Source organism: Pseudomonas sp. GW822-FHT01E03, assembly GCF_058802985.1.
The window spans coordinates 361,720-374,456 of sequence record NZ_JBXAOQ010000001.1; the positions used below are offsets into that span (position 1 = coordinate 361,720).

Sequence of the window (12,737 nt, forward strand, 5' to 3'; positions counted from 1 at the left end):
TTTCGGACTGGAGATAGTAGCAACACTTTCCAACAACCAAAGGCTGTGCCCATGGACCCGATCATCGCTGCGACCCATGCCGATCCTTATCCCTACTACGCACAACTGCGTGCCGAAGGTGGGCTGGCTTTTCATCCGGGGCTGAACATGTGGGTGGCCAGCAGCGCCCGGGCGGTGGCCGCCGTGCTGGCGCATCCCGATTGCCACGTTCGACCCGCGCAGGAGCCAGTCCCCAAGGCGATCGCCGACGGCATGGCCGGCCAGGTGTTCGGCCAATTGATGCGCATGAATGAAGGTGAACGCCAGCGTTGCCCACGATCGACGATTGCGCCGGGGCTGGAGTTGATCGACGCGCGGGAAGTCGAGGCCCTGGTCAGCGCCCGATTGATGACCGCCGATGCCGCCGGCCTGTACAACGCCATGTTTCGCGGACCGGTGTGCGTGGTGGCGGCGTTGTTGGGGTTCACCCCGGCTCAGGGCCGCGCCATCAGCGAGTTGACGGCGGATTTCGTCGCTTGCCTGTCACCCTTGAGTGACGCGGCACAATTGACCGCCGCCCACGCTGCCGCCGAACAATTGAGCGGTTATTTCATCGAATTGCTCGACGATCCGTACAACCACAGCCCTTTGCTTGCAGGTATCGGCCAGCGCTTCGCCTGCGGCGCGCCGCAAACCCTGATCGCCAACCTGATCGGCCTGTTCTCCCAGACCTTCGAGGCCACTGCCGGGCTGATCGGCAACGCCGTGCTGGCATTGATTCAACATCCGTCGTTGCGCAGCGAATCTCCCCCGGTCGAAGACCTGCTGGCCGAAGTACAGCGCTTCGACCCGCCGGTACAGAACACCCGTCGCTTCGTCGCCGCCCCCTGCGAAATTGACGGTGTGAGGCTGAACGCCGCAGACGTGATCCTGGTGCTGCTGGCCTCGGCCAATCGCGACCCCCAGCTCAACGACAGCCCCGACACCTTCCTGCTCGACCGCCCGAACCGGCGCAGCTTCACCTTCGGCGCGGGGCGCCATCAATGTCCGGGGCAACGCCTGGCGTTGAGCATTGCCAGCGCTACGCTCAAGCAGCTTCTGGCGATGAGGCCGGCACTGGACCCTCTGAAGCGGGAATACCGCACCTCCACGAATGGACGGATTCCACTGTTCCGTGAATGACCGGAAGCCGCTCAAGCAACGCGGTGTTCGACGGTCAGGTGAGACAGTTCATGGACCGGCGCCAGGCGTTCGCGAATGGTGTCGGCACTGACATTGGCCGCCGCCACAACGCTGACAATCGCGGCCCGCGCCTGGGGGCCGACCTGCCAGACATGCAGATCGCTGATGCGCACATCGTCCGACGACTCCAGCCGTTCACGAATCTCGTCGGCGACGTGTGTATCCGTGACATCGAGCAACACCGCTGCGCTGTCACGCATCAATGCAACGGCCCATTTCGCGATCACGATGGCGCCCACAATGCCCATCACCGGGTCCAGCCACACCCATCCCAAATAGCGCCCCGCCAGCAATGCGGCGATCGCCAGCACTGAAGTCAAGGCATCGGCCAGCACATGGACATAGGCCGAGCGCAGGTTGTTGTCGTGATGGTGATGATGGCCGTGCTCATGGCTGTGGCCATGATCGTGACCATGATGGCCGTGGTCGCCCGCCAGCAAAAAGGCACTGGCGATGTTCACCGCCAGCCCCACCACCGCAATCACCGTCGCTTCGGTGAACGCCACGGTCGTTGGCTGAAACAGGCGATAAACGGATTCACCGGCAATGCCGATCGCCACCAGCCCCAGCACCATGGCCGAGGCAAAACCCGCAAGATCCCCGACCTTGCCGGTGCCGAAGCTGTAACGCGTGTTGTTGGCATTGCGCCGTGCAAACCCATAGGCCGCCGCCGCGATGCCCAAGGCCCCGGCATGGGTGGCCATGTGAAAACCATCGGCCAGCAGCGCCATGGAACCGGTGATGTAACCGGCGGCAATTTCGCCAATCATCATCACAAACGTCAGCGCCACCACCCATAAGGTGCGTCGGGCGTTTTCATCATGGGATGCGCCGAGAAAGACATGGTCGTGAGAAAAGCGCGAAGCCTGTGGTGTCAGTGTCATGGAATTCAGGCCTCTATTTGGCATAACGACGGATGGCCAGCAACAGGTCTTCCACGCCCTGGGCGCGATCTTCATCGCTCAGGTCCGGATGGGCCACGTGCTCGCGGGCATGGGCGTCGATGAACTGCTCCAGCAGACCATTGACCGCGCCCCGGATGGCAGCCACCAGATGCAGGGTCTTGGCGCAATCGGCATCGGACTCAAGCGCTCGCTCCACGGCTTCCACCTGCCCGGCAATCCGCCGCACCCGCTTGATCAAGTCATCCTTGTGTTCGTGAATGTGTGCCATACCTATACCCCCTACCCCTATATGGCACCTATGGTCGCCGATAGTGCGGAGCCTGGCAAGGCACAACCCGATGACGGTCGGTTTGGCGTGACATCGATTTTCGCCGGCCGGTTGGCCGCTGAACGTTTGGGTTCAACACCCCTGCTGCCCGGCTGGATTAGTTACACCGGGTTAAAACAGTCATGACGGGCAGTGCGTTTATCCCGCCAGCCTTTCTCCATAGAGTCACCAGGATCATGGTGAACAACGAGGTTCGATCGATGCAAACCCAACTGGACAAGTCACTGAGTGTTTTTGCGCGGGCAGACCTGCTGCAAGGTCCCACGCCCATTCAGCGGGCTGCGCGACTCGAACAGCTGCTGGGCCTCGACAAGCAGGGTATCGGCCTGTTTCTCAAACGCGACGACCATATGTTGATCGGCGCGGGCGGCAACAAGCTGCGCAAGCTTGAATTCCACATCGGCGCAGCACTGCAAGCCGGAATCGATACGATCATTACCGTGGGCGGCATCCAGTCCAATCATGCCCGCCTGACCGCCGCGGTATGCGCCCGGCTGGGCATCGCCTGCGAGCTGCTCCTGACCCGGGCCGTGGCCAAGGCCGAGGTGGATTACGAGCTCAACGGCAATGTGCTGCTCGACCAGTTGTTCGGCGCGCAGATGCAGGTGTTTGCCGGCGGTACCGACTCACTGGCCAAAGCCGAGGCCAGGGCGGCGCAGCTTCGAGACTCCGGGCACAAGGTCATGGTGCTGCCAACCGGTGGCTCGACGCCCCTGGGCAGCCTCGGCTATGCCCGCTGCGCAGCGGAGATCGCCCAACAAGAGGCCGAACTGCAACTCACGTTCAATCAAGTGGTGGTACCCAATGGCAGCGCCGGCACACATGCCGGGCTCGCGGCGGGTTTCCGGTTGCTGGGCCGGGGTACGTCCATGGTCAAGTCGTTCTCGGTGCTGTCCGACCAGGAATCATCAATAGCGAGAACCCTGCAACTGACCCGCGAAACATTGGCGCTACTGGACAGCAACGCCCAGGTGCGGGCTGACGAGATGGTGATTGACGGCAGCCAGCTGGGTACCGGCTATGGGTTGCCAACCGCCGCCATGCAGGACGCGGTACGCCTGATGGCGCGGGCCGAAGGCCTGTTGGTCGACCCGGTGTACTCCGGCAAGGCGTTTGCCGGGTTGCTGGCCGACCTGCAGCAAGGGCGCTTCGTCCCCGGGGACAATGTGCTGTTCATCATGACCGGCGGAACACCCGGCCTGTATGCGTACCGGGAAACGTTTCAGGCCTGACGGTCAATCATCCCGCGTCAGCACTTCCAGCAATTCGATTTCGAAGATCAGGTTCGAGTTCGGCGTGATCTTGCCCATGGTGCGTTCGCCATAGGCCAGGTGCGCCGGCACCCGCAACTTGCGCTTGCCGCCGACCTGCATGCCCATGATGCCCTGGTCCCAGCCCTTGATGACCCGCCCGGTGCCGATCACGCACTGGAAGGGTTTGCCACGACTGTACGAAGAGTCGAATTCGGTCCCGTCCTCCAGCCAGCCACGGTACTGGGTGGTGATCAGTGCGCCTTTTACGGCGGCTTTTCCGTCACCCACCTGAAGATCGATTACCTGAAGCTCGTCATTCATTGATTTCACTCGTATGCTCACTCGCCCTCTAGGGCCTGATGCGCGCCGTTTTCCCAGATTTGTCCTCGATTGGCAACCATTGCCGCCTCCGCGCGCGACGTTTAAAGCTGTTTGCTGAACTAAAATAATCAACAATTACCCGTACGGTTCTCCGCCCTGATGGCCATCCCCGAATGATCCTGCTCTGGACCAGCGTCATCCTTGGTTCAATGACGCTCAGCCTGATCGTTGTGCTGGCTTGGCGCGAACGCTATCTGCAAAAGCAACTGGCGGAGTATCGCGCGATCATCAATAGCCTGTCCGAAGGCCAGAACATCCACAAGGATGACGACGCCGAGCGCTTCAAGCGCAGCCAGTATTTCGCTCGTATCGGCACCTGGGACTGGGATGTCGACACTGACCGGTTGTACTGGTCAGATGCCATTTTCGGCATGTTCGGCTTCAAGATCGGCGAAGTGGCGCCCTCTTACGCCCTGTTCTGTTCCTGCGTGCATCCGGAAGACCGGCTCAGGGTTCGGGCCGGCGAACTGCGTTGCCTGGAAACCGGCGAAAACCATGATGAGGAATACCGCGTGGTGTGGCCCGACGGAACGATCCGCTGGCTGCGGGAAACCGGCAACGTGGTCAAGAACGACCACGACGAAACGATCAAGATGATGGGTGTGGTACGCGACATCACCGAAGAAAAGGCTTCGGCCAACTACCTCAAGCACCTGGCCCATTACGACCCGTTGACCGGCCTGCCCAATCGCCTGGTGCTCGAAGAGCGCCTGTCCGAAGCGCTGGAGCTGGCGCGCACCAGTGCCACGCGGGTGGCGCTGGTGTTTGTCGACCTCAATGGCTTCAAGGCCATCAACGACCGCTATGGGCATGCGGCCGGCGACCGCGTGCTGGTCACGACCGCCACGCGGCTCAAGCGCATCCTGCACGGCACCGACACCGTCGCCCGGATCGGCGGCGACGAATTCGTGGTCATCCTCCAGGACCTGCCCCAAGGCAAAAGCCTGCAAGATGAAGCGCGCACGATCTGCCAGAAAATCTTCGTCGAACTCTCCCCGCCCGTCACCCTCGGCAACGACCAGCGCCACATCGGTACCAGCCTCGGCGTCGCCGTGTTCCCCGATCATGCGCCGAGCATCGATCGCTTGCTGCACATTGCCGACCTGGCGATGTATGAGGCCAAGCGCAGCGGGAACAATCAGTATCGGTTGGGCACCGAGAGCCTGGTGCGGGCACACAGCGAATAGCGCTTCGTCCTTGAATGCATTGCGCATCAATGCATACCAACAATGCAATTAACCTCTCGATGCCCCTGCTCCACTATCCGCCCCAACAAGAACCGTGCGCCGGGTCCTTTGTGAATCCATGTCGCCCCAGAGCAAGCAGTCCCTACCGGTTGGCGAAACAGGGCCGCTACTCCCATAAATGGGGGACTACACCCACTCAACCGGGTGTTTACCACCTAATTTGAGGAATATCCCCACCCTACACTTCACCAAAAAGACACATTTTGAAACAACTTACTTATTACTCAGTATCTTCCTCATCCATGGCCCGACGGTTGCATAGCCCCTTGCAACGCAGGCAGATGCTGTCACCAACCGGGGATGGCGGGTTTCGCCGTTGCGCTATGTCGCGAGGGGAACCTCATGAAAATCATTGCATCGTCGTTCAATTCGTTCCGTTTCTTAAGGGTTTCGGGCGCAGGCTGTGTACTGTTGATCACCTTCAGTCTGTCCCCGGTCAACGCAGCACCGCTTGACGATGTCAGCCCGCCGCCGCCAACAGATCCTTCGGCGTATACCAACCCGCCGACCGACTTCAAGGCCGCGCTGGATGCCCTAAAGGCCATGCCACCCGCCAACCAGGGTTCCATCGCCTTGCCCAATGGCGTGTTCGGCACCCGCACCACGCCAACGACCGACAACGTACTACCGCCAGCCCTGCAGACATCCTTCAAAATCCCCACCAACGGCAAGCCCAGCCCGTTGTTCGGGGCCCAGCCGTATACGCAGCAACTGCTGCTGTTCGAAGAATTCGGCACGGAAAAACTCGACCCGACACTGCCGGCACCGCCCCTGACCTTCCCGGTTCCGATCGTCGGCCCGGCGCCCACGCAGGACCCGAACAACATCGCCCGCAGCGGCCCTTCGGCCGCGGCGCTGGAAGCCTTCATGCGCCAGCCGGGGCTGTACCCGTTTCCGTCGCAGTTTTCCAACGTGCTGGACCGCAACCCGTGGAAAGCGCAGATCGAAGCCTTCCTCAACCGCCATCCGGTCGGCTCGCCGGCCGAAGGTCGTCCGCCAGGAAAAGGCTGGTCGCACCAGCGCTGGAACGAGTTCTACCCACAGGTCGCCTTCAAGACCGCTCAAGCCGGCGCCAAGCTCAACGGCGGCATGCGCGACCGCCGGCAGTTGCACAACTACGCCGTCGGTGAGTTCGGGCCGGGCGGGCTCTACAACCAGACCTCGGACACCCCGGTCATTACGGGCACCACCAAAGGCATCGACACCCGTTTTCACCCCAACATGCCGATTCAGAACCACAAGGCGCTCTGGACTTTCGACGGCACCTTTCCGCCAAAACTGCTGATGGTGCGGTACGGCCAACCGGTGCTGATGCGTCACTACAACGCCCTGCCGATCGATCCGTCGGCCAACATGGGGTTCGGCCTGCACACCCTCAGCACCCACGAACACAATGGCCACTCCCCGGCGGAAAGCGACGGATTTTCCAATGCATTTTTCTTTCCGGGGCAGTACTACGACTATCGCTGGCCGATCCAGTTGGCCGGTTACGACACCATCAACACCAGCGCTCAGGATCCGCGCGCGGCGTTCCCCTGCGCCCCGGGCGAAACCCTGTTCGTCAACGATGCCACGCCGGGCCTCAAGACGTGCAACAACGGCAGCATCAAGATCCGTGGCGACTGGCACGAAACCATGAGCACCCACTGGTTCCACGACCACATGCTCGATTTCACCGCGCAGAACGTCTACAAGGGCAACGCGGTGATGATGAACTACTACAGCGCCCTGGATCGCGGTAACGAAGCGTTTGTAGACGGCGTCAACCTGCGCCTGCCCAGCGGTTCAGCGTTGCCCTGGGGCAACCGCGACTATGACGTCAACCTGCTGCTGGCCGACAAGGCCTGGGACGCCAATGGCCAGCTGTGGTTCAACCCGTTCAACACCGATGGTTTTCTCGGCGACCAGCTCCTGGTCAACTGGCAGTACCAACCGCGCCTGAAGGTGCGGGCGCGCAGCTATCGTTTCCGCATCCTCAACGGCTCGGTGTCGCGCTACTTCAAGATCGCGCTGGTGCGTGAAATCGTCGGCACCGGTGGCGAATTCCCCGGCCCGACAGGTTCCGGCCTGTCCTACACCCGCGTGCCGTTCCACTTGATCGCCAACGACGGCAACCTCATGGAACACGCCGTACCGTTCGACGGCAGCATGGACCTGGACGCTGACGGCGACCTGCAGGACCACAACGCCATCCTGCCCACCATGGGCATCGCCGAGCGTTACGACATCATCGTCAACTTCGCGAAACACGGGATCAGCACCGGCGACAAGCTGTATTTCGTCAACCTGATGGAGCACCACGACGGCAAGGGGCCGGAGAGTTTGCCGCCGAGCCTGGCCGATGTCCTGTCCGGCAAGTACAAGGCGGTGCTCAAGCTGGGCAGCAAAGGGCTGGAATGGGACGCCGGCGACCCGGTGGTGGGCAAGTTCCTGCAACTGCTGGTACAGCCTTATGCCGGCCAGGACGTGAGCATGAACCCCGCCGACTACGAACCCGCCAAACCGGGCAAGGCGATGGGTAAAACCATGCTTCCGCTGACCCTCAACCGTGACGACCTGACGGTGCAGGCCAAACTGAAACTGGCGCGCCATCGCGAGTTCATCTTCGGCCGCTCCGATGGCACCGACGAAGCCCCCTGGACGATCAAGACCGACGGCGGTTTAGGCTTCCAGATGGACCCTCGGATCATCAGTGCCGCTCCGCAACTGGCCAACGGTCCGACCCCTGCCGGGTTCTCCGGCGACGGCACCCTGGAAGTGTGGAGAATCAGGAACGGCGGCAACGGCTGGAACCACCCGGTGCACGTGCACTTCGAAGAAGGGATCGTCCTCAACCGCGACGGCAAGGCACCACCGGAATGGGAAAAATGGGCACGCAAGGACATCTATCGCATCGGCGAGGGCATCGACAGCTCGCAGGACGTGGAAATGGCGATCCGCTTCCGTGAATTTGCCGGGACCTACATGGAGCACTGCCACAATACCCAGCACGAGGACACTTCCATGCTGCTGCGCTGGGATGTCGAGCACCCCGGCCAGTTCCAGTTGATGCCAACGCCCCTGCCCGGCTGGGACGGCGTCACCTACGTCAACTCCGCCGCACTGCCGACCTTCCGCACTGGCGATACACGTGTCGAGGATCCCGATAACCAAAAACCGATTGCCAACCCCGACAGCGCCATCAGTAACACCGGCCAACCGGTGATCATCAATGTGCTGGCCAACGACAGCGACCCTGACGGTAACGTGCCACTTAAAGTGGTGGGGCTGGAGCAACCGGACTCCGGCAAGGGCGTGGTCAGCACCGATGGCCTGCGTGTGACCTACACACCACCGGCCACGGTCCCCGCGCCGTTCACCGCGACCTTTACCTATAGGGCCGCCGATGCCAAGGGCGCCGAGTCGACACCGGCGACGGTGTCCGTGGCGGTCTCGGCAGCGATCAACGAGAGCCTGATCGTCACCAGCGCCACCGTCACCGCCCGCAGCAACAGCCGCTGGTATTGGGTTCTGTCCGGCACCACCTCCCGTGGCACGGGCAATACCATCACGGCAACGGCCACCACCACAACCGGTACGGTGAACCTTGGCGCCGCCATCCTGACGCAGACACCGACAGGCGCGCGCTGGAACATAGCGGTGACGACCGCCGGCAGCGGCCCGTCGCCTAGCCCGACGGCGACCATCAAATCGGCCTTCGGCAAAACCGTGACGGTGCCGATAAAGGCGAACTGAGTACAACCAGGCGTTGGCGATGAGGGCCTCATTGAGGCCCTCTTGCTAAAAAACTGACAACTTACCTGGCTGTCAATTCTCCAGAAAGAAGGTGATTGGCGGGGATGTGTTCTTCAAGGTTGAACGAGTAAAACAGTCGCTCCTGCCCACTCGATAACTGTCCGATCATGCTACGTGCTTCCCTGCTGGCCAATGCAGATACTTTGCCGCAGGCCAGATAGCAGAGCTATTTCTTCAAAGTGATCAGACGAAAACGGTCAGTCAAAGAACTCCATACCTGCATATGGCTGGCGCCGGCATTGCTCAAGCCTTGAAGCCAGGCTGCCCACATGCACTTCCAGGCGATGCCCATCGGGATCCGAAAAATAAAACGAGTTACCTTCGCTCGAATTGGATTTCCACTCAATAACGTTACGAAGCCGCAAGTAAGCGGTGACTTCTTCAAAATCTTCCTGCCCCACCGAAAACGCATAGTGGGTGTAATCAGGCTGTTTTTCCGCCAGACGGCTCTCATCGAGAGACAGACAAAGCCAGAGATCACCAAGGGAAAGATAGGCCCCCGTCTCCCAGCGGGCAGCCAATCTAAAGCCGGGTAGAGCCACATAAAACTCAATACTGCGAGAGAGGTTCACAACCGCCAACGTCAAATGATTCAAGCCAGTCAACATGAGCATCTATCCAGAACCAATGCACGTAGAGTGAGATGGGTATCGAAACCCGTTTGCTGACTTCGATGGGATGACCGCCTCACGCGCTGAGGAAGTCAGTCAACCAAAATCGAGGCTCTTGAGAATACCTCGCACAGGCCCCATCGTGGATTTATCCGCGATGGGGCCTGCAACCGCGTAGCAACGTTCGGCCAGTAGAAGCATCATACCGCCAGGATAAAGTCCGCCTGATCGATACCTGCACTGCTGACACCGACAAGGCGAATAGAGTCCACTCCGATCCCGATCAGCGTGTCCGCCCCGTCAGCCGCAATGCTCACGTTGGCAGCGAACGTCTCGCTGCTGATCCCCAGCCCCGCGATATTGAGCAGGTCCTGCCCTGCGGCCGGATTGACGTCGAAGTCCTGGATCAAGTCGTTGCCGAAGCCTGCGGCAGCAAACGCGAAGGTATCGTTGCCGAGGCCGCCGTTCAGCATGTCGTTGCCCAGCCCGCCGAGGAACAGATCGTCACCCGCACCGCCGACCAGAATGTCGTTGGCCAGGCCGCCCAGCATCCTGTGGTTTGCCGCCGCTGCATCGTAGGCCAGTTCACTGCCGCTGCCCTCGGCGTTCGCCTGCAAACCCGCCGCCGCGTATTGGCCATTCAGCGCGACCTGCGCCGCATGCGCGCCGTCGTTCACGATCAGCAGGCCGCCGGTGCCTGTGTCATTCGCTGCATAAGTGATCTGCGTATTGGCGCCGAACGCAATATCGCCAAAGTTCAGCGAGTCACCCTCGGCAAAACCGCTGACGCTGCCACTGAACGCCGTCGACACATCAAGCTTTAGCGTGCCTGCCGCGCCGCTGTCAAACGTCACATGCTGATCGGAGGCAGCACCGAATTCCAGCATCGCCGAACCGCTGATAGTCGCGCTTCCCCCGCCTTGGGCATCTCCGTGGATGGTGATATTGCCATCGTTCGCCCACAGGCTGCCGCTGTTGACCAGCGCACTTTCAATCACCAATCCGCCGCTGCCGCTGGCTTGCAGCACCCCCGTGTTGGTGACGGCGCTGTTACCGGTATCGATCACCAGCGCATTGACGCCGCTGGCATGAATCAGGCCTGAGTTGACCACCATCATCTGCCCCGCCCCCAACTGACCGGCACCCGAGATGGTGTTGTCGGCATTGGTGAGCACCGTGTCGGCGCTGCCGCCGAAAATCACGTTTTGCGCATTGTCAGATAGCAGCACCTGGCCGCCACCGGTCAAGGTCGCGCCACGGAACAGAATCTCAAGGCTAGTCTCGTTGCCGGTGGAGCCGAGCTCGATGGTGCCGCTGTTATGGATGCTGCCACCGAACGGCATGATCGCGCCGTCGGCAATGGTGAGGGTGCCGGCGTTGTTGGTGAGCGGATCGACATCGAACTGGAAGTTCGCTTCGCTCAAGTCCGCGGCATCGACACCTTTCAGGGTGACCGTCTGGCCCGAGCTTATGCTGACCAATGCATTGCCATTGGCGTCGTTAGTGATACTCAAGTCAGCAAAGCCGGTGACGCCCGTGAAGCCGATCATGTCGATCTTGTCTGCCGTGGCATCGAAACTGTAGATCTGATTGTTGCCGATCGGCTGGGCGAAGACGAAGGTGTCGGTACCGGACGAACCGGTCAGGTTGTCGTCAGCGGACAAGGCGAAGATCGGCGTGTCAGGGGCAAAGGCCTCGACGTTATTGAATACATAGGAACTGCCCACACTGCCGTCGGCGTTAGTCCAGGTCATGTTGATGTGGAGTACCGCAGCGCCCGCGAAGCCTTCTGGTGTTGTCACGGTCAATGCTCCGGGATTGCTGGTCTGCACGGTCCAGGTGCCGTCGCCGTTGTTGATTCCGGCGTTCAGAGTCCAATTTGACGGAACGTCGGCAATTGTGACAACAAAGCTATCGCTCAGGCCTGCCGATGGATCAGCAATCGCAAGGTTTATTGCTTCTCCGGACACTCCCGCAGGGTAAGTCAGGCTAATGCTTGTTGCAGCACTAACGTTGCCTGCCGCGTCCATAGCCGTGACAAATAGCGTCTTGGTACCCGTAAACTTGCCAGTCAAATCAATATTGGCGAATTGACCGCCGGTATTGGTCGTTCCGGTCCCAATTTCTGTATCGCCGGCGCCAAACACGCCATTGCCATTGTCCAGGTAAACCTTAATGAATGAATTAGCTTCGGCGCTCCCTGAAAGCTTATGGTTTGTACCGGAGTTGTTGTAAGTCAGCCCAGTCGGTGACGCTGGCGGTGTTGTATCAATCGGAGTTTCAACGACGTTCTGCACGTTTACCGTAATCGTCTGCGTATCGATTCCGCCACTGGCGTCGGCCACCTGAACATCCACAACGTAGGCGTTGTCGCCATCGGTACCACCGACATCCTGGGGACTCTCGTAATCGGGCGCCGAATTGAACGTCAGCACCCCGCTCGAACTGATCGAGAACTTGCTGAAGTCCGTCCCGGCCGTATTCAGCAGCGAGTAGCTCAGCGTCTGCGCCGGCAGATCGGCATCAGTCGCCGCCACCGTCGTGACCGCCGTGGTGTTCTCCGCCACGTTGATCGAAGCCGTCGCACCACCACCGTTGGAAGTGATCGTCGGTGAGTCGTTGCTGCCGGCGATATGCACGGTGACCGAAGTGAGGGTGCCATCGGCACTGCTTACCGCGAAGGTGTCGGTGTAGGTGGTACCGGCGGCGAACTCGTTGTGGGCGGAACTGGCGACGTAGGTCCAGGCACCGCCGGTACCGATGGAGAACTGGCCGTAGCTGCCGGCGGTGTTGGTCTGCGGGACGAAGGTCGCGGCGCTGTCGACGTCGCTGATGGTCAGGGTGCCGCTGGTGGAGATGTCGGCGGCGGCATTGGTCTCGGTGAGGTTGGCGATGTCGGCGGACAGCACGGCGGCATCGTTGGTGCCGAGGATATGCACGGTGACCGAAGTGAGGGTGCCGTCGGCACTGCTCACCGCAAAGGTGTCGGTGTAGGT

General features: G+C 60.9%; 9 protein-coding genes. 4 read left to right on the plus strand and 5 right to left on the minus strand.

The features are described 5' to 3' along the window. Window positions 1-51: 51 nt before the first annotated feature. On the plus strand, window positions 52-1,161 hold the full coding sequence (locus AC1RP7_RS01565) for a cytochrome P450 (protein WP_493180798.1): 1,110 nt from the start codon (window positions 52-54) through the stop codon (window positions 1,159-1,161). A gap of 11 nt (window positions 1,162-1,172) precedes the next feature. On the opposite strand, the gene dmeF is transcribed toward AC1RP7_RS01565, so the two are convergent. Then, window positions 1,173-2,105 (minus strand): CDF family Co(II)/Ni(II) efflux transporter DmeF, encoded by a 933-nt coding sequence (gene dmeF / locus AC1RP7_RS01570; RefSeq protein ID WP_493180797.1) that lies wholly within the window; start codon window positions 2,103-2,105, stop codon window positions 1,173-1,175. A gap of 13 nt (window positions 2,106-2,118) precedes the next feature. Beyond that, on the minus strand, window positions 2,119-2,394 hold the full coding sequence (locus AC1RP7_RS01575; protein ID WP_057715220.1) for a metal/formaldehyde-sensitive transcriptional repressor: 276 nt from the start codon (window positions 2,392-2,394) through the stop codon (window positions 2,119-2,121). Between the two features lie 260 nt (window positions 2,395-2,654). Here AC1RP7_RS01575 and AC1RP7_RS01580 point away from each other — a divergent pair, with 260 nt between their 5' ends. After that, window positions 2,655-3,686 carry a D-cysteine desulfhydrase family protein gene (locus AC1RP7_RS01580; protein ID WP_493180796.1) on the plus strand — a complete coding sequence of 344 codons (1,032 nt, stop codon included), beginning with the start codon at window positions 2,655-2,657 and terminating at the stop codon, window positions 3,684-3,686. A gap of 3 nt (window positions 3,687-3,689) precedes the next feature. On the opposite strand, the gene AC1RP7_RS01585 is transcribed toward AC1RP7_RS01580, so the two are convergent. Continuing rightward, the gene (locus AC1RP7_RS01585; protein WP_154860172.1) at window positions 3,690-4,028 is read right to left on the minus strand and encodes an FKBP-type peptidyl-prolyl cis-trans isomerase; all 339 of its coding nucleotides are present in this window, start codon (window positions 4,026-4,028) and stop codon (window positions 3,690-3,692) included. A 173-nt stretch (window positions 4,029-4,201) separates the two neighbouring features. Between AC1RP7_RS01585 and AC1RP7_RS01590 the strand changes: the two genes are divergently transcribed. After that, window positions 4,202-5,275, plus strand: a complete 1,074-nt coding sequence (locus tag AC1RP7_RS01590) for a diguanylate cyclase domain-containing protein (protein WP_493180795.1) — start codon at window positions 4,202-4,204, stop codon at window positions 5,273-5,275. Between the two features lie 402 nt (window positions 5,276-5,677). After that, a complete protein-coding gene (locus tag AC1RP7_RS01595) occupies window positions 5,678-9,070 on the plus strand; it encodes an Ig-like domain-containing protein (protein WP_493183927.1) in 3,393 nt (1,130 codons plus the stop codon). A gap of 257 nt (window positions 9,071-9,327) precedes the next feature. Here AC1RP7_RS01595 and fos read toward each other — a convergent pair whose 3' ends face one another. Continuing rightward, the gene (gene fos, locus AC1RP7_RS01600; protein WP_340316139.1) at window positions 9,328-9,738 is read right to left on the minus strand and encodes a fosfomycin resistance glutathione transferase; all 411 of its coding nucleotides are present in this window, start codon (window positions 9,736-9,738) and stop codon (window positions 9,328-9,330) included. Between the two features lie 203 nt (window positions 9,739-9,941). Next, the coding region (locus AC1RP7_RS01605; RefSeq protein WP_493183928.1) for a VCBS domain-containing protein at window positions 9,942-12,737 on the minus strand (2,796 nt) is incomplete at its 5' end.

Bases quoted from the DNA above. Each gene is read 5' to 3' on its own strand.
- AC1RP7_RS01565 (WP_493180798.1), top strand. From the start codon at position 52: ATGGACCCGATCATCGCTGCGACCCATGCCGATCCTTATCCCTACTAC.
- dmeF (WP_493180797.1), bottom strand. From the start codon at position 2,105: ATGACACTGACACCACAGGCTTCGCGCTTTTCTCACGACCATGTCTTT.
- AC1RP7_RS01575 (WP_057715220.1), bottom strand. From the start codon at position 2,394: ATGGCACACATTCACGAACACAAGGATGACTTGATCAAGCGGGTGCGG.
- AC1RP7_RS01580 (WP_493180796.1), top strand. From the start codon at position 2,655: ATGCAAACCCAACTGGACAAGTCACTGAGTGTTTTTGCGCGGGCAGAC.
- AC1RP7_RS01585 (WP_154860172.1), bottom strand. From the start codon at position 4,028: ATGAATGACGAGCTTCAGGTAATCGATCTTCAGGTGGGTGACGGAAAA.
- AC1RP7_RS01590 (WP_493180795.1), top strand. From the start codon at position 4,202: ATGATCCTGCTCTGGACCAGCGTCATCCTTGGTTCAATGACGCTCAGC.
- AC1RP7_RS01595 (WP_493183927.1), top strand. From the start codon at position 5,678: ATGAAAATCATTGCATCGTCGTTCAATTCGTTCCGTTTCTTAAGGGTT.
- fos (WP_340316139.1), bottom strand. From the start codon at position 9,738: ATGTTGACTGGCTTGAATCATTTGACGTTGGCGGTTGTGAACCTCTCT.